The 20,111-nt window shown below is 68.4% G+C and carries 23 protein-coding genes and 6 tRNA genes; 11 read left to right on the top strand and 18 right to left on the bottom strand.

From position 1 onward, the window contains the following. Positions 1 to 86 precede the first annotated feature (86 nt). From ACQPXM_RS38620 to ACQPXM_RS38610, 3 genes are read left to right on the top strand one after another with little or no spacing between them, the layout of a single operon-like run. Positions 87 to 1,334: a DUF2088 domain-containing protein gene (locus ACQPXM_RS38620; RefSeq protein WP_432942938.1), complete on the top strand. Its 1,248-nt coding sequence runs from the start codon at positions 87 to 89 to the stop codon at positions 1,332 to 1,334. After that, positions 1,331 to 2,191: a hypothetical protein gene (locus ACQPXM_RS38615; protein ID WP_432942937.1), complete on the top strand. Its 861-nt coding sequence runs from the start codon at positions 1,331 to 1,333 to the stop codon at positions 2,189 to 2,191. The genes ACQPXM_RS38620 and ACQPXM_RS38615 overlap by 4 nt, the downstream gene beginning before the upstream one ends. Further along, positions 2,191 to 3,567, top strand: coding sequence for an FAD-binding oxidoreductase (locus tag ACQPXM_RS38610; RefSeq protein ID WP_432942936.1), 1,377 nt, complete (start codon positions 2,191 to 2,193; stop codon positions 3,565 to 3,567). The genes ACQPXM_RS38615 and ACQPXM_RS38610 overlap by 1 nt, the downstream gene beginning before the upstream one ends. A 4-nt stretch (positions 3,568 to 3,571) precedes the next feature. On the opposite strand, the gene ACQPXM_RS38605 is transcribed toward ACQPXM_RS38610, so the two are convergent. Then, positions 3,572 to 4,180 carry an alpha/beta hydrolase gene (locus tag ACQPXM_RS38605; protein ID WP_432942935.1) on the bottom strand — a complete coding sequence of 203 codons (609 nt, stop codon included), beginning with the start codon at positions 4,178 to 4,180 and terminating at the stop codon, positions 3,572 to 3,574. Here ACQPXM_RS38605 and ACQPXM_RS38600 point away from each other — a divergent pair. Beyond that, entirely contained in the window at positions 4,179 to 4,385 is a 207-nt protein-coding gene (locus tag ACQPXM_RS38600; protein WP_432942934.1) for a hypothetical protein, read from the top strand. The two genes, ACQPXM_RS38605 and ACQPXM_RS38600, sit on opposite strands and share 2 nt — an antisense overlap. Positions 4,386 to 4,781: 396 nt before the next feature. Here the strand turns inward: ACQPXM_RS38600 and ACQPXM_RS38595 are convergent. The 7 genes from ACQPXM_RS38595 to ACQPXM_RS38565 form a co-directional block, all read right to left on the bottom strand. Further along, positions 4,782 to 4,870: transfer RNA gene (locus ACQPXM_RS38595), tRNA-Ser, on the bottom strand. A gap of 43 nt (positions 4,871 to 4,913) precedes the next feature. Further along, positions 4,914 to 6,107, bottom strand: a complete 1,194-nt coding sequence (locus tag ACQPXM_RS38590; RefSeq protein WP_432942933.1) for an RtcB family protein — start codon at positions 6,105 to 6,107, stop codon at positions 4,914 to 4,916. A 246-nt stretch (positions 6,108 to 6,353) separates the two neighbouring features. Beyond that, positions 6,354 to 6,426, bottom strand: a tRNA-Gln gene (locus ACQPXM_RS38585). Between the two features lie 32 nt (positions 6,427 to 6,458). Next, on the bottom strand, positions 6,459 to 6,905 hold the full coding sequence (locus tag ACQPXM_RS38580) for an HNH endonuclease (protein ID WP_432942932.1): 447 nt from the start codon (positions 6,903 to 6,905) through the stop codon (positions 6,459 to 6,461). A gap of 79 nt (positions 6,906 to 6,984) precedes the next feature. Next, positions 6,985 to 7,058, bottom strand: a tRNA-His gene (locus ACQPXM_RS38575). 2 nt (positions 7,059 to 7,060) lie between these two features. Further along, positions 7,061 to 7,134 (bottom strand) — tRNA-Arg (locus ACQPXM_RS38570). Between the two features lie 44 nt (positions 7,135 to 7,178). Next, positions 7,179 to 7,254, bottom strand: a tRNA-Pro gene (locus ACQPXM_RS38565). A 398-nt stretch (positions 7,255 to 7,652) separates the two neighbouring features. Here ACQPXM_RS38565 and ACQPXM_RS38560 point away from each other — a divergent pair. The 4 genes from ACQPXM_RS38560 to ACQPXM_RS38545 all read left to right on the top strand — a co-directional run bounded on the left by ACQPXM_RS38560 (position 7,653) and on the right by ACQPXM_RS38545 (position 9,563). Continuing rightward, positions 7,653 to 8,432, top strand: a complete 780-nt coding sequence (locus ACQPXM_RS38560) for an NmrA family NAD(P)-binding protein (RefSeq protein WP_432942931.1) — start codon at positions 7,653 to 7,655, stop codon at positions 8,430 to 8,432. A 103-nt stretch (positions 8,433 to 8,535) separates the two neighbouring features. Further along, a tRNA-Thr gene (locus ACQPXM_RS38555) sits at positions 8,536 to 8,611 on the top strand. Positions 8,612 to 8,727: 116 nt separating this feature from the next. Continuing rightward, the gene (locus ACQPXM_RS38550; protein WP_432942930.1) at positions 8,728 to 9,033 is read left to right on the top strand and encodes a hypothetical protein; all 306 of its coding nucleotides are present in this window, start codon (positions 8,728 to 8,730) and stop codon (positions 9,031 to 9,033) included. 92 nt (positions 9,034 to 9,125) lie between these two features. Then, complete coding sequence (locus ACQPXM_RS38545; RefSeq protein WP_432942929.1) at positions 9,126 to 9,563, top strand: hypothetical protein; 438 nt, start codon at positions 9,126 to 9,128, stop codon at positions 9,561 to 9,563. Between the two features lie 87 nt (positions 9,564 to 9,650). On the opposite strand, the gene ACQPXM_RS38540 is transcribed toward ACQPXM_RS38545, so the two are convergent. From ACQPXM_RS38540 to ACQPXM_RS38515, 6 genes are all read right to left on the bottom strand, one after another. After that, positions 9,651 to 10,436, bottom strand: a complete 786-nt coding sequence (locus ACQPXM_RS38540; protein WP_432942928.1) for a hypothetical protein — start codon at positions 10,434 to 10,436, stop codon at positions 9,651 to 9,653. Next, positions 10,433 to 10,993 (bottom strand): RNA polymerase sigma factor, encoded by a 561-nt coding sequence (locus ACQPXM_RS38535; protein WP_432942927.1) that lies wholly within the window; start codon positions 10,991 to 10,993, stop codon positions 10,433 to 10,435. Before ACQPXM_RS38535 ends, ACQPXM_RS38540 begins: the two co-directional genes overlap by 4 nt. An 81-nt stretch (positions 10,994 to 11,074) precedes the next feature. Further along, positions 11,075 to 11,833: a phosphotransferase family protein gene (locus ACQPXM_RS38530; protein WP_432942926.1), complete on the bottom strand. Its 759-nt coding sequence runs from the start codon at positions 11,831 to 11,833 to the stop codon at positions 11,075 to 11,077. A 147-nt stretch (positions 11,834 to 11,980) separates the two neighbouring features. Then, the gene (locus ACQPXM_RS38525) at positions 11,981 to 12,826 is read right to left on the bottom strand and encodes an AAC(3) family N-acetyltransferase (RefSeq protein ID WP_432942925.1); all 846 of its coding nucleotides are present in this window, start codon (positions 12,824 to 12,826) and stop codon (positions 11,981 to 11,983) included. A 169-nt stretch (positions 12,827 to 12,995) separates the two neighbouring features. Next, entirely contained in the window at positions 12,996 to 13,598 is a 603-nt protein-coding gene (locus tag ACQPXM_RS38520) for a TetR/AcrR family transcriptional regulator (RefSeq protein WP_432942924.1), read from the bottom strand. After that, entirely contained in the window at positions 13,599 to 14,069 is a 471-nt protein-coding gene (locus tag ACQPXM_RS38515; RefSeq protein ID WP_432942923.1) for a nuclear transport factor 2 family protein, read from the bottom strand. Here ACQPXM_RS38515 and ACQPXM_RS38510 point away from each other — a divergent pair. Further along, positions 14,068 to 15,459 carry an MFS transporter gene (locus ACQPXM_RS38510; RefSeq protein ID WP_432942922.1) on the top strand — a complete coding sequence of 464 codons (1,392 nt, stop codon included), beginning with the start codon at positions 14,068 to 14,070 and terminating at the stop codon, positions 15,457 to 15,459. The two genes, ACQPXM_RS38515 and ACQPXM_RS38510, sit on opposite strands and share 2 nt — an antisense overlap. Positions 15,460 to 15,548: 89 nt before the next feature. On the opposite strand, the gene ACQPXM_RS38505 is transcribed toward ACQPXM_RS38510, so the two are convergent. From ACQPXM_RS38505 to ACQPXM_RS38495, 3 genes are all read right to left on the bottom strand, one after another. Beyond that, a complete protein-coding gene (locus ACQPXM_RS38505) occupies positions 15,549 to 16,307 on the bottom strand; it encodes an MBL fold metallo-hydrolase (protein ID WP_432942921.1) in 759 nt (252 codons plus the stop codon). Between the two features lie 73 nt (positions 16,308 to 16,380). After that, entirely contained in the window at positions 16,381 to 16,773 is a 393-nt protein-coding gene (locus tag ACQPXM_RS38500; RefSeq protein ID WP_432942920.1) for an SRPBCC family protein, read from the bottom strand. Further along, on the bottom strand, positions 16,770 to 17,318 hold the full coding sequence (locus tag ACQPXM_RS38495) for a dihydrofolate reductase family protein (RefSeq protein WP_432942919.1): 549 nt from the start codon (positions 17,316 to 17,318) through the stop codon (positions 16,770 to 16,772). The genes ACQPXM_RS38500 and ACQPXM_RS38495 overlap by 4 nt, the downstream gene beginning before the upstream one ends. 109 nt (positions 17,319 to 17,427) lie before the next feature. On the opposite strand from ACQPXM_RS38495, the gene ACQPXM_RS38490 reads away from it, so the two are divergent. Next, positions 17,428 to 18,849, top strand: coding sequence for a PLP-dependent aminotransferase family protein (locus ACQPXM_RS38490; protein ID WP_432942918.1), 1,422 nt, complete (start codon positions 17,428 to 17,430; stop codon positions 18,847 to 18,849). 12 nt (positions 18,850 to 18,861) lie between these two features. Here the strand turns inward: ACQPXM_RS38490 and ACQPXM_RS38485 are convergent, their stop codons facing one another. Next, the gene (locus tag ACQPXM_RS38485; RefSeq protein WP_432942917.1) at positions 18,862 to 19,602 is read right to left on the bottom strand and encodes a hypothetical protein; all 741 of its coding nucleotides are present in this window, start codon (positions 19,600 to 19,602) and stop codon (positions 18,862 to 18,864) included. A 6-nt stretch (positions 19,603 to 19,608) separates the two neighbouring features. On the opposite strand from ACQPXM_RS38485, the gene ACQPXM_RS38480 reads away from it, so the two are divergent. Beyond that, complete coding sequence (locus ACQPXM_RS38480; RefSeq protein ID WP_432942916.1) at positions 19,609 to 20,076, top strand: hypothetical protein; 468 nt, start codon at positions 19,609 to 19,611, stop codon at positions 20,074 to 20,076. Positions 20,077 to 20,111 lie beyond the last annotated feature (35 nt).

Raw genomic sequence — 20,111 nt, 5'->3', positions numbered from 1 at the left:
GGGGCGTGGGGGGAGGCGGGGCGGCTGGAGGCTGGGGCCCGTTCGAGGCCATCCGTGGGTTGCGGCCTGAGGGCACGTTGCCTCAGGTGACGCCGGTTCGGCGGCTGATCCCCGACCTTCCGACCGAGACCGACCCGTACGGCGCCGCGCGTGCCGCGCTGGGCGAGTTGTCCGCGGCGATCCAGCCGGGCGCCAGGATCGCCGTGACCGCGGGGAGCCGCGGGATCCGGGACCTCGTGCCGGTCGTGAAGGCTGCCGTGGATTGGCTTCGCGAGGCGGGTGCCGAGCCGTTCGTCGTACCGGCGATGGGATCGCACGGCGGCGCGACCGCCGACGGGCAACGGGAGATGCTGGCCGGGCTCGGCGTGACGCCGGAGTCCGTCGGTTGCCCGGTCGAGGCGACGATGGAGACCGTTGTCATCGGCAAGCTCGACGACGGCACCCCCGTGCACCACGACGCGATCGCCGCCGCGGCGGACGGTGTGCTGCTGGTCAACCGGGTCAAGCCGCACACCGACTTCCACGGACCGGTGGAGAGCGGGCTGGCCAAGATCCTCGCGATCGGCCTCGGCAACCACCGCGGCGCGGCCTCGCTGCACGCCGGCGGCATCCCGTCGCTGGGCGGCGCGATCGAGGCCGCGGCCAAGGTGGTCGTTGCTGAAGGCAACATCCTGGGCGGCCTGGCGATCCTGGAGAACGCCGTCGACCAGACCGCGACCGTCGAGTTCGTACCGCCCGACGGCATCGGTGCCGCCGCCGAGAACGCCCTGCTGCAGCGCGCCGGCAGCCTGATGGGCCGGCTGCCGTTCGACGAGCTCGACGTGCTGGTGGTCGACGAGATGGGCAAGGACAAGTCCGGCACCGGGATGGACACGAACGTGATCGGCCGGTGCTGGGTGCACGGGATCCCTGAGTTCGAGCTGCCTTCGATCGCCGCGATCACCGTGCACCGGCTGTCGGAGGCGTCGCACGGCAACGCGTCGGGCCTCGGCCTGGCCGACGTGATCCCGGCCCGGATCCTCGAGCAGATCGACCTGCGCGCGAGCTACGTGAACGCGCTGACGTCGGGAGCCGGGGGAGCGCGCCGGTCGCGGCTGCCAATGGTGCTGGAGAACGACGCGGCCGCCGTACTGGCCGCCGCGGCGATGAGTGGGCGGCGGGACTGGTCGGAGCTGCGGCTGGCCCGGATCCGCGACACCTTGTCGCCGCACGAGTTGCTGGTGTCGCCCGCGCTGCTGGAGGAGGCGGGCGACCGGTTCGACCTGGAGATCAGCGGGACAGCGCGAGACCTGACCGACGCGTCGGGCTCGCTCGGGAGCTGGGGAGACGTATGAAGCTGCAGGAAGCACGCGCGTTGCTGGCCGAGCGGGGATTCGGCGCGGCCGGCGACTCGGACAAGCGGTTCGCCGACGGTACGGCGTACAAGGTGGAGATCCCGAGCTGCGAGGGTCCGGCGGTGATGCGGGCCGTGCTCGAGGAGGCGGCCGCGCGCGACGTCACCGTCGACCGGATCTCGCAGGGCAGCGGCGTGATGATGCTGACCGACGGCGAGATCCGCGAGATGGTCAAGCTCGGCGAGTCCAGCGACGTCGAGGTGTGCCTGTTCCTCGGGCCGCGCGGCTCCTGGGACATCGGTGGGCAGGCGAAGGTGTCGGCCGCGGTCGGTGGTGTTGCTCGGGGCAACGAGATGGTTGCCGCGTCGTTGTGTGACGCGTACCGGGCGGTCGATCTCGGAGTCCGCAGTCTGCTGGTCGGCGATCTCGGGGTGCTGGAGCTGCTCGGATCCTTGAAGCAGGAAGGTTCGCTGCCCGAGGACCTGGTGCTGAAGACATCGGTGCTGATGCCGTTGCCCAACGCACCGACCGCCGCGCTGTACGAGCGGCTGGGGGCAACGAGTCTGAACGTCTCGACCGACCTGCCGGTGCCGGTACTGGCCGAGATCCGGTCGGTGACGTCGGTGCCGATCGACGTGTACATCGAGGTCCCGGACGACCAGGGCGGGCACGTGCGGTTCTACGACGTACCGGACGTCGTACGGGTCGCGGCGCCGGTCTATCTCAAGATGGGACTGCGCAACGCACCGAACATCTACCCGGTCGGCCTCCACCTGGCCGGGACCGCCGAGGCGCTCGGCCGCGAACGCGTGCGGCGGGCCGAGCTGATCCTGCGCCTGCTGGCGGAGCAGGGCTGATGAGCGGGGACCAGCTGGTCGCACGGCTCAGGTCGGCGCTGGGCGACAAGAGTGTCGTCACCGATGCCGACGTGCTGGACGCTCATCGCAGCGACACCGCGACGTTCTGCACAGCCGGCGTACCGCTGGTGCTGGTCCGGCCCGGTTCGACCGCCGAGGTGCAGGAGGTCGTCCTGGCTGCCGGCGAGTACGGCGTACCGATCGTGACGCAGGGCGCCCGGACGGGGTTGTCCGGCGCCGCGAACGCGATCGACGGGTGCGTGCTGCTGTCGACCGCGCGGATGAACCAGATCCTCGAGGTCTCGGTCGAGGACCAGGTCGCCGTCGTACAGCCGGGCGTGATCAACGCGGACCTGTCTCGCGCGGTCCTCGAGCGGGGGCTGTTCTACCCGCCGGATCCGTCGTCCTGGGAGATGTCGACGGTCGGCGGCAACATCGCCACGAACGCGGGCGGCCTGTGCTGCGTGAAGTACGGCGTGACCGGCGACTTCGTCCGGGGGCTGGAGGTCGTGCTCGCCTCCGGAGAGGTCGTCCGCACCGGTCGTCGTTCGGCGAAGGGCGTTGCCGGCTACGACCTGACGCAGGTGATCGTCGGGTCCGAGGGCACGTTGGGCATCGTCACCGAGGCGACGCTGGCGCTGCGGCCAGCGCCCGAGGCCGCGCTGACCGCCGCCGCGACATTCCTGTCCGTGGAGGACGGCGTCGCCGCCGCGGCGGCCGTGATGGCCTCGGGGCTGCGGCCGTCGCTCCTCGAGTTCATCGACGGAGTCACGGCGCGGGCGATCCAGAACTACCGCGACATGGGCCTGCCGGAGAACGTCGGGTCGTTGCTGATGGCCCAGTCCGACCGCGGTCCGCGCGCGGCCGAGGACGTCGCCGCGATCGCCGAGATCTGCACCGCCCACGGCGCGGTCGACGTCGCGGTCGCCTCCGACGCGGAGGAGTCCGCGATGCTGCTGGAAGCCCGGCGGCTGGTCCACTACGCGCTCGAACCCCTCGGCACCACCCTGATCGACGACGTCGCCGTACCGCGCTCGCAGCTGGTCGCGCTGCTGCACGGCATCGAGGCGATCAGCAAGCAGTACGACGTACTGATCGCGTGCCCCGGCCACATCGGCGACGGCAACATGCATCCGACCGTCGTCTTCGACCGCGATGACCCGGCCGCCGAGGCGCGTGCGCTGGAGGCCTTCGGCGCCGTGATGGATCTCGGCCTGTCGCTCGGCGGGACGATCACCGGTGAGCACGGCGTCGGCAAACTGAAGCGCCAGTGGCTGGCTCAGGAGCTCGGTCCCGTCGGCCTGCAACTGCAGCGCAACGTCAAGGCGGCCTTTGATCCGCAGGGTTTGCTGAACCCTGACAAGTTGTTCCTCTGACCGGTCAGCGGAGGTAGTCGGCGGTGGCGGCGATCATCTCCGCGGTGATCTCGTGGCCGGTGTCCTCGAAGATCAGCTCGGTCAGAGTGGTCCGCTGCCGGAGCCAGCCGGAGGTGTAGTCGGCGAGGTCGGCCGGGATCGCGGTGTCCTGGCCGCCGCGGATGTTCAGCACCGGCGGGCGGACCGCTCGCAGTTCGTCGTCCGGGCCGGCCAGTTCGGGGGCCATGAACCCGCACAACTGCACAACGGCGGCGAACCGTCGCGGCTCTGCCTGCAGGAGCTGCAATGAGGTGAAGCCTCCTTGGGAGAAGCCGACCAGCTTGATCGAGTCGAAGCCGCGCAGGCCGTCGATCCACTTGAGAAGGTCGTCGACCACAGCCCGGATCTCGCCGATGCCCGCGCCGTCCTCGGTCCACTCCGGAGCCCAGGCCCAGCGATCACTCCAGGGGATCGGCCCACGCAGCGCCACCCCGACCGCCTCAGGCGGCAGCGCGCCGAAGAACCGCGTCATGTCGTACTCGGTCCCGTACCGCCCATGCAGCAACACCACCAGCGGCCGCCCGGCCCGCCGATCCTCGGTCGCCGACCACACCATCGCGTCCACGTCGAGCATGCGCACCAGTCTCGCAGCCGCGGGTTCGCTGACGGCGTACGCCGTGCGTCGCCGCCATACGCTGCCCACGTACTTCTACGCCCTCCGCCGGCACGGCTTCGTCCTCGACGACCTCGCCGAGCCGAAGCCGTCCATCGACCCCGACTCGCCCCGCGCCGCCATGACGGCGTACCCGGTCTTCCTCGTCGCGAGGTTCCTGCGCTAAGTCTCCCTGCCTGGAGTCGAACCAGGGACCCGGCCTTCGGAGGGCCAGGCGTGCATCCGTCACCAGGGAGCCGACTCCCACCACCGACCAACCGGTCCCCGCGCGGCGGCGCCACGCTCAGCGCGCCGGTCCGACCGGGGGTTGATCAGTGGTGGGTGTCGTATTACTCGTGGACCGTGACCACGCGGACCCAGTCCGCGCAGTCCGCTTCACACCAGACGTGATCGCCCGCGTGCGCGATCCGGTCCCGCTGCGTGTGCCCACAAGCCAGATCCACCCGCCGAAGCGCATGCCCTTGCTGAACCGGAGCACCGGTCCTGCCGCCGGGAATCCTGCGTCGTCTGTTCCTGAGGTCGGCCATGGCCGGTCCTCCTCTCCTTCGATCGGTTGTTGAAGCGGTGAGAGCGAGATTCGAACTCGCGGACCAGCCGAAACCGGCCGACGGTTCAGCAAACCGCTGCCTCTGCCAACAGGCGGACCTCACCCCGACGGACTGCCGCGCCCCCTGAACGCGACAGTCCGCCTACCTCAGCCCTTCACGCAGACGACCTGCTTCAGGTGCGCGACGACCTCGACCAGGTCCGACTGCGCCGCGATCACCGACTCGATGTCCTTGTACGCCGCCGGCAGCTCGTCGAGCACTCCCGCGTCCTTGCGGGACTCGACCCCGGCGGTCTGGGCGATCAGGTCGTCGACCGTGTAGCGCCGCTTGGCCTCGTTGCGGCTCATTCGCCGGCCTGCCCCGTGCGAGGCCGAGTAGAACGACTGCGCCGAGCCGAGCCCGCGGACGACGTACGAGCCGGTCCCCATCGATCCCGGGATCAGCCCGAGATCACCGAGCCCCGCCCGGATCGCCCCCTTGCGTGTGACCAGCAGCTCGTGGCCGTCGATCGTCTCCTCCGCCACGTAGTTGTGGTGGCACGAGATCGGCTTCTCGAAGCGGATCTCGTGGTCGAACGACTCCCGCACCGCGTGCATCACCAGGGCGAGCATCACCGCGCGGTTGCGCGACGCGTACTCCTGCGCCCAGGTCAGGTCGCGCCGGTAGGCGTCCATCTCCGGCGTACCGGACAGGAACACGGCCAGGTCGCGATCCGGCAGCTCGGCGTTGTGCGGCAGCGCGCGAGCGATCCGCATGTGCCGCTCGGCCAGCTCCTTGCCGATGTTGCGCGACCCCGAGTGCAGCATCAACCAGACCCGGTCCTCGTCGTCCAGGCAGACCTCGATGAAGTGGTTGCCGCCACCGAGCGAGCCCATCTGCTGCTGCGCCTTCTTCTCCCGGTCCTGCACCCCGTCGTGCAGGCTGGAGAACGAACCCCAGAACGTGTTCCAGCCCCGGTCGAGACCGAGCTTGCGAACACTCACCGGGTTCTCGTGCGCCCGGAACCCGACCGGTACGGCGGCCTCGATCCGGCTGCGGATCTTCGACAGGTCGTCCGGCAGATCCGCGGCGGTCAGCGAGGTCAGCACACCCTCCATGCCACACCCGATGTCGACCCCGACCGCGGCCGGCGACACCGCCTGCTTCATCGCGATCACCGAGCCGACCGTCGCACCCTTGCCGAGGTGCACATCCGGCATCACCCGGACGCCGTGCACCCACGGCAGGGCCGCGATGTTGCGCAGCTGCTGCAGGGCCTGTGCCCCGACCTCGTGCTCCTGAGCCCACATCAGAGTGGAGCTCTTGGCCCCGCTCAGCGGGACCGGGTACTGACCGTTCATCTCCCCACTCCTGTTCGTCGGTTGCGGTGAGCCTGGGGTTCGAACCCAGACATCCGGTGAAGGATCGACCGTTTTCGAGACGGCTGCCGGTAGGCCTGTCCTCGGCTTAGCTCACCTTGCCTGCCGCGGAATGCCCGCGGCTCGGCGTGGCGTGGAGATCCCGGGTGTCGAACCCGGTGAGGCGACCGTGCAAGAGTCGCTCGCGTGCCGACGCGATCCCCGGACTGCGCGCCGTGCGCAGTGCAGCTGCCAGGGCAGGACTCGAACCTGCGAGACCTCGGGTCAGAACCGAGGGTGGGACGCCGACGCCCACCTGGCACCGCTCCGCCCGCGGCACCGGATGGGCTCAGGTCAGAGGGCTATCTCCGCACGCGAGGGCACCCAGGGCTGCCACAGCAGCGGCATCCCGGCTTCCTCGGGGGTACGGCACCCCTTCTTCTCGTTGCACGTCGCGTGCGCGGCCACGGCGTTCAGCCACTCGCCGCGGCCGCCGCGGGACCGTGGAACGACGTGGTCCATGGTCGTCGCGCCCGGCTTGCCGCAGTACGCGCAGAGGTACTTGTCCCGCTTGAGGACGCCGACCCGGGTGTACTGCAACCGGCCGGACGCGTAGCGCCACTTGGTCACGACGTACCGGACCAGGCGCAGGACGCGGGGGACGGGGAACGGTCCGATGCTGGCGCCGTCGTGCGCCTCCTCGACGACCGCGACTTCCCGGACGAGCATCCGGATGGCGTGCGGGATCGACACGACGTGGAGTTGCTCGTACGAGGCGTTGAGCACGATGACACCGCTCATGGTGGTTCCTCCTTTCCCCAGTGTGCCCGACAGGTAGTTGCCGGGGCGGCTCGTTCGGTACGTCGTACGGCGTGATCGGGGTGTCCGGCGGGGCTCGAACCCGCTTTCTCCGGGGTCACGTCCCGGTGCATCGCCCACTTCTGCTTCGGACACAGCACGCCCGGCAGGATTCGAACCTGCAACCCCCTGCTTCGTAGACAGGTGCTCTGTCCGGTTGAGCCACGGGCGTTCGTGGCGCCCGCTCGGCCGGTAGCAGAGCATTCCGCGGGCGCCTGGTCGAGCTGGAGAGATTCGAACTCCCGATTCCCTCATCCCACATGAGGTGGCCTGGCCGCTGGCCCACAGCTCGTTGTTTCTGAATTACGGCATCTGCAATTGTCAAGAATGCGAGTCCCCGGCCGTGGCCGGAGCGAAAGTGTTTTCGGGCAAACAAAAAGCCGCCCGGGCCGGGGTGCTCCCGACGGGCGGCTCCTGGATGATCTGGGATCAGCCGGGAGGGCCGCCGTACGCCGGGCTCAGCGCCGCGTGGCCGCGCTCGGTCGCGTATTGGGTCAGGGATCGCAGGCAGAACAACGGGTTGCCCACCCGCTGGATCTTCTGCATCGTCCCGAACACTGGAGTCTCCCTGGATTTGGTCGTCGTGGTCCTGCGAGGACAATTCTGACTTAACCGCGCGCCGGCGTCAATACATTTCTTCCACGGGTGCATTCTTCGCGAACTGTCGGTGGCTTCTGCTGTGCTGAACGTATGACTGTTCTCGTGCTCGGATCCACCGGTTCGACCGGACGCCGCGTCACCGACCAGTTGCGGTCCCGCGGCGTCGCCGTACGCCCTGTTTCGCGTTCAGGGCCCGACGTCTTCGACTGGCAGCGCCCCGAAACCTGGGCCGGCGCGCTGGACGGAGTCACCGCCGCCTACGTGATGGCCCCGGACGGCGTGCCGGTCGACCCCGCGTTCGTCGCGCAAGCCGTCGAGGCCGGCGTCGAACGCCTGGTCCTGCTGTCCACGATGCACCCTGAGGAGATCGGCGACCACCGCCTCGTCGCCGCCGAGGCCACGATCCGCGCCTGTGGCACCGGCTGGACCATCGTCCGCGCCCACTGGTTCAACCAGAACTTCGACGAGGGATTCTTCCTCCCCGCCATCCAGGCCGGCGAGCTCGCCCTGCCCCTGGCCGACCAGCGCCAGGCCTTCGTCGACGCCACCGACATCGCCGCCGTAGCCGTAGAGGCCCTCCTCGGCGACGGCCACCACGCCCAGACCTACGAGGTCACCGGCCCCGAAGCACTCTCGTTCGCCGACGCCTGCAAGATCATCTCCTCCGTCACCCACCGTGACATCCGTTACAACGGCACCCCCGAGGCCTACCTGGCCACCCCCGGCGCCACCCAGGAGATGCTCGACTACTTCACCAACCAACTCTCCCTCGGCCACAGCACCCCCACCGACACCGTCGAACGCCTCACCGGCCGCCCGCCCATCCCCTTCCACACCTATGCCACCCACGCCGCCCCCGCCTGGACCTGACCCCCACCGAGCCCTCCGTCCCGCCCCCGGAGGGCCAAGCGGTATCCGATTCGGAATCCCGCCACCCTTCCCGCTACAATCTTCCCGCGGCCCCCGGGCCACCGCCGCCTTAGCTCAGTCGGCAGAGCGTCTCACTCGTAATGAGAAGGTCGTCGGTTCGATTCCGACAGGCGGCTCCACCAGAACCCCCAGGTCAGAGGACAGTCTCCTCGCCCGGGGGTTTCTTCGTTTCCGCTGAACGGCAGACGGGAAGACGAGGGTGGCGGTGGAGGCCGCCACCCCAGAAGATGGCTGGATGAACGAGGGCGCGTCAGGACCGCTGACCGACGGCGAGCTCGACGAGATCGAACGGCGTACCGCAGCAGCTAGCCCAGGGCCTTGGACGTCGTTCGTCGAGGGCCGCGATCATCTGGGCGGGGACGACTTCATCCGCGTCAGTGACAGGGACGACGAGCCGGACCTGTACCTGTCCCGAGCAGTCACGGGTGGTGTTGTCCCGGCATCCGTCGCCGACCTCGATTTCGTCGCGCATGCCCGGCAGGACATCCCCCGCTTGCTCGCGGAGGTGCGTCGGCTGAGGGCGAGCGGTGTCCCGGAGTGACGGGCTCGTAACGAGAAGGTCGTCGGGTCTATCCGACAGGCGGCTCTTGGAGCCTCATAGCGGACGGGGGACCGCTTCTCTAGCATCGCCCCATGGCAGCGACAGCGTCTGGGGTGTTCCGGCGAACGGCGATCGAGCGGTCGGATCAGCGAGTCTCCTGGGAGCGAACGGATCAGGCCTTCTTCTCGAGCGGGGCATGCCACGTGCTGGCCTGGACGTGCCGGGACTTCTATCCCGATCAGGGGATCGCTTTGGCGGCGATGTACCTGGGTGACTTCGAGCATCCGCTGCACACGTATGCGAGGTGGGGTGCGTGGGCGTTTGATGCGTCGGGTTGGAACCCTGAGTCCGAACTCCTGCAGGTCAACAGCGACTTCGAGGGTCTCCCCGTCCGCCGGGTGGAGACGATCACAAGTGACCTCCGGGAGTTCTGTGAACAGCACGTGCATCGGCAACCGCACCAGTACTGGGCGGATCCGACAGAACGGGCACGCGCGTATGTGGGCCGATACGAACCGCCCTGGCTCTAGAGGCTTCGCTCGCACGGGGCCTGTGAAGTCGCCCCGTGCAGCCGTTCGCCGTTCCGGCTCGCCCGGCCGTCTCCCGGCATCCCCACGTCAGTAGCCGAGGCGCAGCGTGACCGCAGCGGTGGTGCCGTCGCGATACGTGACTCGGACGGGCACGGGATGGAGCCCGTCGAACTCGCTGCCGGGGACCCAGAAGGCGAAATAGCCGTTCCGTACGGATGCCTCGACCGGGCCGCGGGTCGGGCTGTCGTAGGTCACGCCGACGACGTCGGAACCGGCCCGGCCGACCGCGGTCGTCAGATACCCGTAGTTGCCACCACCGCTCGTACCCATCTGGGAAGGTGACAGCTGACGCGTCCCGACGGGGGCGCGGCCGGGGCCGTCGATGGAGCCGTAAGCCTGGCGGTGGCGAGGGTTGACGTTCGTCATGCAGGACGCCGAGAACTGGTCGTGCCCGGTCAGGATCACCAACGCCCAATCGCCCCGGCGTTCGACCATCGCCGTACCCGCACGGTTGAGCCGGTCGTCCTGGCCCATCCCCTTCAACGACTGCCGGCACTGCTTGACCGCGTCCGCACGCTCTTCTGCGGACAGGCCGGTCGGCTGCGCGGTCCATGTTGCGAACGCCAGGTCGCCGCTCGGCATCGGGCCGCCGTCTCGCGGCACAAACACGGTCAGCCCCGCGACCGCGACCGCAGTGGTGGCAATTGCTACCCGTACGAGCACGCGGCGGCGGCTCCGGTACGGCCGAACGTTTTCCGCCGGGTCGGTGGCGAGGACACGCTGCAGAGCGGCACGAGCCCGAGGGCCGTGCGGATCGATGCCGGTCGCCGGGTCGAGGGTCTTCAGGTCGGCGAACTCGTCGATGTGCTTCATGAAGTCTGCCTTTCGGTGAGACCTGCCGGCGACGCGGCAGGTGCGGCACGGTGACCGAGCTGAGCACGCAGGGCGCGGCGGGCCCTGGACAGGCGAAGCCGGTACGCGACCGCCGAGATGCCCAGAACCGCCGCTGCCTCGCGCGCCGGCAGGTCGTCGATCACCGCAAGGGCCAGAGCTTCCTGATGGACGGCCGAGATCCGTTGCCACGCCCGCGCCAGATCGACCTGGCGCGCGACGAGGTCGGCGTCGTCCGGCGACGCCGCGGACGAGGCCTCCGCCAGCCGCACGGCGAGCGCCTCCTGCCGCCGTACGCCGCGCTGTGTGTTCAGAATCGTGTTCCGCACGATCCCGAACATCCACGCTCGCGCAGCTCGCGGATCCGCTGGTACGTCGTCCAGCCGCCGCCATGCGACCAACAACGCCTCTGCCACGACATCTTCGGCCTGTGGCTCCGGCACCCGGCGCTGCGCGAACCGCACCAAGTCCACGTACGTCGCCTCGAACAGCGCAACGAACCGCGCCTCTCGACCGACGCCGCCCACCAGGTTGCTCATGATCCCTACCTGTCCACCACCCAGCCAGATGTATCGCGACAGCACTGACATCGCCGTCCTGTGGATCGGTCTAAGGCAGGGTCAAGCCGTGCGCAGGAGGTCGTGCAACCAGTTGTCGAGGCGGTTCAGCTCGGTCGCCGATCCGAACATCGGCTCCCTTCCCGGTGGTGGCAGGAATCCGACCGCGTCCATCACCAGCCAGTACTTCTCCAGGTCTCGTCCGGTCAGCGCCGCATAGCGCTCCAGGAAGGCGCAGGCGGGATCGGGTCCGAAGGCCAGGGCAAGGTTCGTCGCCGCATGCGCGGCGTCCAGCCAGGCGGGACCCGTTGATGTCTCCACCCAGTCGACAACCCCGGCGATGTCGCCACGGCTCCAAAGCAGGTTCCGGTGACTGTAGTCGCGGTGCAGGAACGTCGGCTCGTACGAAGGCGGCTCCTCCGCGAGTACGTCGAACGCGCGTAACCAGGAGCCAGGGTGCTTCGTCCAGGCGGGCAGGATCCGCTTTCCTTCCCACGCCCACGATTCGTACGTACGGAAGGGTTTCGCCGGCTTCACCTCATGGATGACGGCCAAGAGCGTCGCCATCGCAGTGACACCGACGTCGTCGACCTCAGTCGAGGGGTCGCCTGGCAGACGCGACATCAGATGGGCAGCGACGCCCGCATGCCGACCCTCTGCGTCCAACCCCAAGCTCGTCGGAGCCGGCACAGCCGTGTCCTCCAGCGCCTGCAGAGCGGATGCTTCTCGCTCAGTCAGGGCGAACCCGTGTGCCTTCCATGGTTCGTTGGTCATCAGCCGGAGAACGGATCGTCGTCCGGTCGCGTCGGTCAGTGCCAGCATGGTCGAGGTCAGACCGCCCGAGAGCTCGCAGGTGTCGGTGATCCGCGCTCCCAGCACATCCTCGCTCCATGCCAGTACGTCGTTCCGCATGCATCGCAATCTAGTGGACGGTTCGTGCGCAGCATCCGGAACGGAAGACGTCGGAGACTAGGTGAGCGTGGCCAGCCGTTGCTGGAGGGCGGCTCCGCACCGGCAGTCCGCGTCGCTGCACAACAGGGCCGCTGGGTCATTCACGATGAGTCTGGTCGCGCACGTCAGCACATCCTCGACTGCGATCAGTCGAGCGCGACAGTCGCCGATGCGTACCTCGGTCGTGACCGGTCTCAACTCTGGTTCGATCTCATCGAATCTGTGGCTCTCGCCGGAGACATTCGGCAGTTCCGCCCATGCCCCCGGTGCGACCTTGGCGTATCGATAGAACCGTGATCGACCCAGATGCTGCTCAGCAAGGTGAATCGTCGTGTTCGACGTGTGGTCGACGCCGAGGAGCAGTACATGTCCGCCTAGTTCGGCGAGTGCATCGATAGGTCCGAGCGGCCATTCGAGCCGCTGGGCCTCGATCAGCTGTCGTGCATGGGTTCCGACCGCTAGGAAGGAGAACAGCGGATGTGTACTCCGCTCGTGCGCGAAGCTCAGTCGCAGAGTCTCGGAGACCCGTCCCAGCCAGCGGTCGACTGGCAAGTCCGACATGAACGGTACTGCGCTCTCGAGCGCGTCATCGAAGGCTGCCCAGGTGTCTGCGTTGTAGTACGCGTTGTGCGGCCGCACCAGGCCAGGGGGTGCGGGTACGCCGGTCAGATCCCACGTACCGGAGATCATCATCACCGTCCCGCAGGTTCCGACCAGGGCTCGGCAGACGGCTTCAGCTCCGCCGGCGACGCGGCCGAATGACCGCAACGACGCGTGAACGAGCACCGACGAGGTCGAGTCCAAACCCAGCCGACCGAGGCCCTCGGCGATCTCGTCTTCTGTCACCTTCACGTCGCCATTCATGGGACCGGATCAGAACACCCGTGGGGATGCGCAGTCCACCACTTTTCTACGACCCGGGGACCTGCGTTGCAGGCGTGAGGCCTGGTCTCGTGTGCAATCCGTACGGATCAGATGATCGAGGCAATGGTTGTCTCCCGGCTGGTCGGACTGCCGTCGCCCGCCGCACGAGCTAGCGGGCTACTGACGCGAGGATGACCTCCTGCGCGGAGCGGACCGTTGCTGCGAAGGCGGCGGGGTCGCGGCCGATACGCTCGGCCGCCGCTCGCATCGCGCCGGACAACAACTCCACCGTCAGGGGTACGTCGTCGACCTGGCGGAACTCCTCGCGAGCGATGCCGTCCCGGACGACGTTCTCCACCTCGGCCACGACCGCGTGGAACGGCCCGACAGGCGCCTTCGCCAACTCGTCGATCAGCGGACCGGCACCCGGCCGGAACATCGGCTGCAGAGCCTGGTCGGTGGACGCCTCCAGCACCGCCTCGACGATCGCGCGCAACCGGTCCGCGGCGGATTCCGCCGTACGCGCGGCGATCGCGGTCACCTGCTCGAGCATCGGCCGGCTCGCTCGCTCGGTCAGCGCCTGGACGAGCGCCGCCTTGTCGGGGGCGTAGTTGTAGAGGGTGTTCCGCGCGATCCCGGCCTCGGCCGCGATGTGTCCCAGGTTGATCGAGTCGTAGTCGCGCTCGATCAGCAGGCGGCGCGTCGCGTCCGCGAGGTCGGCCCACACCAGTTCGTGGTGTTCCTCGAGACTGCCGCCGCGGATCCGTGGCACTTACCTGCCCTGCCCTGCCGCAGCGGCGCTCGCCAGGTGCGCGTTCTCCTGGTGCGCCGCGGTGAGCTTCACGCTGCTGAGGCGCCAGCCGTCGGCCGTCCGAACCGCCTCGTTGTCGTAGAAGCCGACCACCAGCCAGCGATCGGGTCCGTCGCCGGTGACCTCCTTGGGGAGCCAGTGCTCGGCGCGGACATGCGCGTGGATCGTCGCGCGGTCGCCGTCGATCGTGACGACGTGCCCGGTGATCGCGTGATGAGTCGCGGTGAAGGCGCCGAACGAGCCGCGGAGCGCAGCACCGTACTCGCTCAGTGAAACCGTCATCGGCGGCATCCCGGTGACCGACTCGAAGTCGATGGTCAACGGATCCGTGTGGACGAGCCGGGGCAGAGCGGTGAACTCCTTCAAGTCCGCGATATCGGCGTACCGCCCGAACAGCTCGATGATCTCGGCGCGATCGGTCTCTGCGCTCATGGCAACGCCCCTTTATTCGACAGTGTGTCGCAAAAGCAGATTACGACAGACTGTCGGGAAAACCAAGGCGCGGGCCCCGTGCTCTCGTCCCTCCGCGCCGACGCCGGTTGGCGCGGGTTTACTGGGGTCGGTGAAAGTCCAGTGGCGTGTCTTGGTCGACCATCGGGACTTCCGTCGGTTGTTCGGTGGCAACTCGATCTCGCTCCTGGGATCGAGCGTGACGACAGTGGCGTTGCCTCTGACAGCTGTCCTGGTCCTCGGCGCATCGCCGGTGCAGATGGGATTGCTGGGAGCGTTCTCGTTCCTACCGCACCTCGTCCTGGGGCTGCCGGCTGGAGTGTGGGTTGATCGGCTGTCGTACCGCCGAGTCCTTGTCGGTGCTGACCTGTTGGCCGCCGTCTCGTTGACAGCAGTGCCGGTTCTGGCCGCGACGGGACTGTTGCAGATGTGGCAGCTGTACGTCGTCGTCGTGATCACTGGGACCTGCGGCCTGTTCTCCGCGATTGCGGCTCAGTCGTTCGCACCCGTGCTGGTGCCGCGCCACGAATTGCTGGCGGCCAACAGCGCGTTCGCGCTCAGCAACTCCGTCGTCGCGACCAGCGGTAGTGCGCTCGGCGGCGTGCTGGTTCAGCTCCTCACCGCCCCAGTCGCGATCGCTGTCGATGCTGCCTCGTTCCTGGTCTCGGCCATCGCAAAGGCACGGATCACCGTCGCGGGCCGATCGACTGCCGCCAACCCGAGCAGAGAGTCGATGGTGAAGGGCATCTGGGGCGGCATGCGGGCAGCGCTCGAGCACCCGGCGCTGCGAGCCACCACGATCGCCGCCACTGTCGGTGCGTTGGCCGGTCGGATGCAGGTGGTGATCGTGGTGCTGTTCCTGGTGCGTGACCTTGGCTTGTCGGCCGGACTGGTCGGCCTGGTGATCGCCGTGGCCGGGGTCGCCGGAATCGTTGGCGCCGCCGTCGGGGTGCAGATCACTGGTCGGCTCGGCAATGGGCCGGCCTTCATCGCCGGTATGACGTTGTCGAGCCTGGCCGGGCTGGTGATGGCGGCCGCAGGAGGGCCCGCGGTACTGGTGCTGGCGGTTGTGATCATCGCGCAACTCCTGCGTGGCTGGGGCCCGACGCTGTACGGGATCAACCAGCAGACCATCCGCCAGATCCTGATCGCACCCGAACTTCTCGCCCGAACTCAGGCCACCTGGCGATTCCTGGTCTTCGGAATGCAACCGATCGGCGCTCTCCTCGGCGGTGCCCTCGGCGCCCTGGTCGGATTCCGCGCGACCCTGGTGATCAGCAGCCTGGTGATGACCAGCGGCACGGTCTTCGCACTGCTCAGCCCACTACGAACGCTGCGCGAACTCCCGGGTGCAGAGATCTCAACACACTGACAGTCCACCATTGGTGATGGGTGCTAGAGGCATCGGTTCGGCTGATCTACCAAAGCCTCACCGGGGCCGCGTAGCGCTGACGCCGACGTTCATCCGGAGGAGTGTCGGGCCTGCTTCAGGTTCGACTGGTGAGGGCCTGAGAGCCAGTCTTGGGCCAGGCGGGCGTCGTCCGCCTCATCTCCTCGTCGGAGCGCGTCGATGTACGCGCGGTCGGCGGCGAGGCGGGCTGCTATCTCAGGGCCCCTGGCGACGGCGCCGTGGCCGGGGATCAGGACGTCGGCGTGCTGGGCGGCCTCGGCGAGTCGGTCGAGTGCTGTCTCGTACGCGCTGACCTGATCCGGGCGGCGGGGGTCGAGGAGGGGGATCAGTACGTCGGACAGCATGTCGCCGGCGATCAGGACGCCGCGGTCCGCGAGGAGGATGGCGGCGTGGCCGATGGCGTGGGCTTGGTGCTCGATGATCTCACCGGGCACGGGTGCTCCGTCGGCGGGTAGTGGGGCGAGGAGGGCGACGAGGTCGAGCGGGATGTCCGACGCGTTTTCCGCGGCCGCTGCCTGCGCTCGCTCTCGGGCTTCGCTGGCGGTTTGGGCGGCTCCGGAGGTGGCGTAGCGGGGTACGTCGCCGAACCGGGGATGCCAGAGCAGGTGGTCCCAGTGGGGATGGGTGGAGAACCCGGCGACGACCGGAATGCCCAGCTGGTCCACGTCGTCGGCAAGTTGGTTGAGGTCGGAACCGTCGATGCCGGGGTCGACGATGATCAACCCCTCGTCCCCGCGTACGACGGTCGCATTGCTCCAGACCCACTCGCTCTGCCGGACCCAGACGCCGTCGGCTACCTGATTCAGCATTTGTTCACCTTGTCAGTTGTCTCTGGCCGGCGCGAGGTGCGACGGCTTCCGATTCTGGTTGGAGGCCCGAGGGTCACAGGTGGCGGGCGATCTGGTCGAGCATGGTGTCGACGGCGGATTGGTCTGCCGGGCCGGCGGCTGGGCCGGTGTAGTCGTAGGTCAGCTCGGTGCCGTCGGGCGTGGGAGAGAGCGTGATGGTGACCTCCTCGTCGTCGCCTGGACGCAGTACGACGCGGTGGGGTGGTTCGACGTCGCCGTACTGGACGGTGAAGGGGAGTTCGGTGTTGTTGTCGTCGGCAACCATGATGGCCTGGACCGACCTGCCGGGGCGGGCGTCCATTTGGACGGATTCGGTCCGGAAGCCGGGGACGACGAACCATTGCGAGAAGGGCTCTGGCTCGACGAAGAAGCGGAAGACCTGCTCGGGGGTCGCGTTGAAGGTCCGCCGGAGCTGGTAGTGGCTCATCGCGGAACCGCCTCGTACGACAGGACCACGACGCCGGAGGCGAGCGGGCGGACGCCGGCGTGCCGGAGGTGGGCGGTCAGGCCTTCGGTGTGCAGGCGGTCGTCGGCGGTGCCGACGCCGACGAGCGACGGGTGGTACCAGAGGTGCAGCTCGTCAAGGAGGCCCTCCGCGAGCAAAGTCTTGGCGACCGGGCCGAAGCCGTGCATGAGGATGGTGCCGCCGTCGGTGGATTTGAGGCGGCGGACCTCGTCGGTCAGGTTGCCTGCGAGGACCTCGGTGTTCGCCCACTTCGGGTCGGTGAGGGTCGTGGACGCCACGTACTTCGGGATCGCGTTGATGCGTTCGGCGTACTCACCGTCGCGGCCGGGCCAGGCGCCGGCGTACACCTCATAGGTGTGCCGGCCCATCAGCATCGCGCCGGCGGCGGTGATCTGCTCGAGCGCCAGCGCGTCGGAGTCGGCGTCGATGAAGTCGAAATGCCACAGGTCCATGTGGTTCATCACGCCGTCCAGGGTGACGAACGTCGAGTTGACGATCTTGCGCATCGAAGTGCCTCCTGCTTGGGCTTGTCTGTGTGTTCATCCTGGGCGAGGATCGGACACCCCTGAAGGACCGATTGCGAGGTCGCGGAGTGGACCAGTTGAGGCGGCGCCGATGACCGTGCGCTGGACGGGCGTGGTGCCGGAGCTGCTCATCGGTCTCGACCGTGCGAGCGCCGAGCCACTGGGGCAGCAGATCCAGCGACAGTTGCGGGACGCGATCCGGGGCGGTCGACTGTCGGACGAGGAGCGGCTGCCGTCGAGCCGGTCGCTCGCGGAGCAGCTGGGGGTGTCCCGCGGGCTGGTCGTGGAGTGTTACGAGCAACTCGTTGCCGAGGGGTACCTGATCACCGTCACCGGATCCGGGACGCGGGTCGCGCGGGGCGCCGCTGTACGTCGTACGAAGGCCATCGAGGTGGTCCGGCCTCCGCGGCCGCAGCCGGTCGAGGTGGACTTCGAGTACGGCATTCCCGACTTGGCCTCCTTCCCGATGCAGGACTGGATGTGGGCGCTGTCCCAGGCCGGCCGGGTCGGTCCGTCCGCGGCCATGGGCGACGAACCGGACACCGGGTCGGAGCAGCTGCGCGGGGTCCTGGTGGGTTACCACCGGCGCGTCCGCGCGGGCGCCGCCGAAGCGGCCCACACGGTGGTCGTGAACGGCTTCCGCCAAGGCCTCAACCTGGTCCTCGGCGCGCTCGCCCGCGGCGGCCACCACAGCGTCGCGCTGGAGGATCCGGGACCTCGTGAGCACGACGAGCTCGCCGTCCGGGCGGGGCTCACGCCGGTGGCGGTACCCGTCGACGAGGAGGGCGTTGACGTGGAGGCGCTGGCGCGCTCCGGCGCCCGGGCGGTCCTGGTCACGCCGGCCCATCAGTGCCCGACCGGCGTCGTACTGAGCGGGCGACGGCGCCGCGACCTGATCGCGTGGGCCGAGGAGGTCGACGGGTTGATCCTGGAGGACGACTACGACGCCGAGTTCCGGTACGACCGGCAGCCGGTCGGTTCGCTACAGGGGCTGGCGCCCGATCGGGTGGTGGTGCTGGGGTCGGTCAGTAAGACGTTGGCGCCGGGGCTACGGATTGGGTGGCTGCTTGCGCCGCCGCGGCTGGTCGAAGCGCTGACGCGGGAGAAGCATTTGGCCAGTCGTGGTGTTCCGGCGCTCGATCAGATCGCGCTCGCGGTGATGATCGAGTCGGGGCGGTTCGACCGGCATCTGCGGCGGATGCGGGAGATCTACCATGCGCGCCGGCGGGTGCTGGTGGCCGAGCTTGCCGAGCGTGCTCCGCATGTTCGGCTGGAGGGATTGGACGCGGGGTGTCATGCGCTGCTGCGGTTGCCGGCTCGGCTGGACGAGGAAACGGTGGTCGATCGCGCGGCGGCGGACGGCGTACGGGTTTATGCGCTGGGGCGTTACCGGGTACCTCCGGCGGTCGGGTCGACTGTGTTCAGTCCTGCGCTGGTGATCGGCTTCGGGAATGTGAACGAGTCGCGGATTCGGCGTGGGGTACGGATTCTGGCGGACGCTCTTGGGAATTGATGCCTGCAGCAACTAGCGACGGGATGTTCTGCGGGCGTTGCGAAGGGTGCGGAACATGGACTCGCTGCCGGTGTGGCGTCCGATGGCGCTGGTGAGCGGGAAGTCCGCCGGTGTGACAGCAATTCGCGCCAGTGGACCGACGGGGTCGGGGCTGACCCATTGGGCTGATTGCAGCAGTCCTGCAATCGCGGGCTCGACCGTGAATCCAGCTCGAGGGACCACGTAGAGCCAACCGTCGGTGAGCAGTTCCTCGTCCGGCTGGTCGGCGTCGACCGAGAAGAAGTACTGCCAGGTCGTTTCACCGCGCATCGACCAGGCGCCGTTGCGCGTGGACCGAAAGCCTGGCCCGCGCGCCAGCAGGGCGAACCACATCGCCCAGACCGGATCGTCCGAGGCGAACACCGCGCGCTGGTTACCGAACGCCGTACTGTCTTCGGACTCGCGGTCTGGTCTCAGCTCGCTGAGGTTGTCGCGCTTGCTGCCGTGGAACAGGACTTGCCGATGGTTCGCGAGCCATTGCAGGTAGGTCGTAGTGAGCCCTGGCGGTTGTAGTCGCTGCTGCGAGCCGGGTGGGTCGACGTAGCTCTTGGTGAACTCCTCGTATGCACGGTGGGTCGCATGATCCAGCGGCGGTAGCTCAGGCAGCCGAGGCAATCCCAGGATCCAGCGCAGGGCGGCGCCTGCGATGGACCGCGGGATGCTTGAGGTCTGCACATGAACATCTTCTCCCGGACCTGGGCAACGATGCTCCATCCCAGAATGAACTTCCGTTTCGCCAGCGCAGACGGCGATCATTGGTTGATGGAACGTGATGAGGTGCCGCTGCGGATGACGGCCTCGATCCCGGACGAGCCGATTCGGGTGACCGGTGCGTTCCTGGCGATCGAGACTCGGGTGACCAATGTCAGTGGTTCACCAGTGCGGCTGCTGACTGCGGCGTTCGGTGCGGAGATCTCTGTGCTCGCGGGAGGTGTCGTGGTGAGACCGCCTGGCTATCGGCCGGACATGGGTCGCATGCTCGCCCTCGAACCGGGGGAGAGTTTCGTCTACGAGTCGTCGGTGAACGTGGGTTACCCGAACGAATCGTCAGGACCGATCCATCCCCTGGAGCCGGGGACCTACCAACTCCATGCCGTGCAGAGCTTCAACCCGATGCTGGAGGACGGGTTCAGCCCGGAACCCGCGTTCGAGGTACACGGCGGGCCTTGGGATCTCCGCATCGGCTGACCTCGCCGACGGCGGGACCTCGTTGCCGGAGGCAT

This window comes from Kribbella sp. CA-253562 (genome assembly GCF_050942265.1).
In the GTDB taxonomy this organism is placed as follows: domain Bacteria; phylum Actinomycetota; class Actinomycetes; order Propionibacteriales; family Kribbellaceae; genus Kribbella.
The sequence above is the reverse complement of the archived record's forward strand: the minus strand, read 5'-3'. Positions and strand labels throughout refer to the sequence as shown.

Excerpts from the sequence above, each read along its gene's own strand:
- ACQPXM_RS38615 (WP_432942937.1), top strand. The coding sequence starts at position 1,331 with ATGAAGCTGCAGGAAGCACGCGCGTTGCTGGCCGAGCGGGGATTCGGC.
- ACQPXM_RS38610 (WP_432942936.1), top strand. The coding sequence starts at position 2,191 with ATGAGCGGGGACCAGCTGGTCGCACGGCTCAGGTCGGCGCTGGGCGAC.
- ACQPXM_RS38600 (WP_432942934.1), top strand. The coding sequence starts at position 4,179 with ATGCGCACCAGTCTCGCAGCCGCGGGTTCGCTGACGGCGTACGCCGTG.
- ACQPXM_RS38605 (WP_432942935.1), bottom strand. The coding sequence starts at position 4,180 with ATGCTCGACGTGGACGCGATGGTGTGGTCGGCGACCGAGGATCGGCGG.
- ACQPXM_RS38590 (WP_432942933.1), bottom strand. The coding sequence starts at position 6,107 with ATGAACGGTCAGTACCCGGTCCCGCTGAGCGGGGCCAAGAGCTCCACT.
- ACQPXM_RS38580 (WP_432942932.1), bottom strand. The coding sequence starts at position 6,905 with ATGAGCGGTGTCATCGTGCTCAACGCCTCGTACGAGCAACTCCACGTC.
- ACQPXM_RS38560 (WP_432942931.1), top strand. The coding sequence starts at position 7,653 with ATGACTGTTCTCGTGCTCGGATCCACCGGTTCGACCGGACGCCGCGTC.
- ACQPXM_RS38550 (WP_432942930.1), top strand. The coding sequence starts at position 8,728 with ATGAACGAGGGCGCGTCAGGACCGCTGACCGACGGCGAGCTCGACGAG.
- ACQPXM_RS38545 (WP_432942929.1), top strand. The coding sequence starts at position 9,126 with ATGGCAGCGACAGCGTCTGGGGTGTTCCGGCGAACGGCGATCGAGCGG.
- ACQPXM_RS38540 (WP_432942928.1), bottom strand. The coding sequence starts at position 10,436 with ATGAAGCACATCGACGAGTTCGCCGACCTGAAGACCCTCGACCCGGCG.
- ACQPXM_RS38535 (WP_432942927.1), bottom strand. The coding sequence starts at position 10,993 with ATGAGCAACCTGGTGGGCGGCGTCGGTCGAGAGGCGCGGTTCGTTGCG.
- ACQPXM_RS38530 (WP_432942926.1), bottom strand. The coding sequence starts at position 11,833 with ATGCTGGCACTGACCGACGCGACCGGACGACGATCCGTTCTCCGGCTG.
- ACQPXM_RS38525 (WP_432942925.1), bottom strand. The coding sequence starts at position 12,826 with ATGAATGGCGACGTGAAGGTGACAGAAGACGAGATCGCCGAGGGCCTC.
- ACQPXM_RS38510 (WP_432942922.1), top strand. The coding sequence starts at position 14,068 with ATGGCAACGCCCCTTTATTCGACAGTGTGTCGCAAAAGCAGATTACGA.
- ACQPXM_RS38515 (WP_432942923.1), bottom strand. The coding sequence starts at position 14,069 with ATGAGCGCAGAGACCGATCGCGCCGAGATCATCGAGCTGTTCGGGCGG.
- ACQPXM_RS38505 (WP_432942921.1), bottom strand. The coding sequence starts at position 16,307 with ATGCTGAATCAGGTAGCCGACGGCGTCTGGGTCCGGCAGAGCGAGTGG.
- ACQPXM_RS38500 (WP_432942920.1), bottom strand. The coding sequence starts at position 16,773 with ATGAGCCACTACCAGCTCCGGCGGACCTTCAACGCGACCCCCGAGCAG.
- ACQPXM_RS38495 (WP_432942919.1), bottom strand. The coding sequence starts at position 17,318 with ATGCGCAAGATCGTCAACTCGACGTTCGTCACCCTGGACGGCGTGATG.
- ACQPXM_RS38490 (WP_432942918.1), top strand. The coding sequence starts at position 17,428 with ATGACCGTGCGCTGGACGGGCGTGGTGCCGGAGCTGCTCATCGGTCTC.
- ACQPXM_RS38485 (WP_432942917.1), bottom strand. The coding sequence starts at position 19,602 with ATGGAGCATCGTTGCCCAGGTCCGGGAGAAGATGTTCATGTGCAGACC.
- ACQPXM_RS38480 (WP_432942916.1), top strand. The coding sequence starts at position 19,609 with ATGAACTTCCGTTTCGCCAGCGCAGACGGCGATCATTGGTTGATGGAA.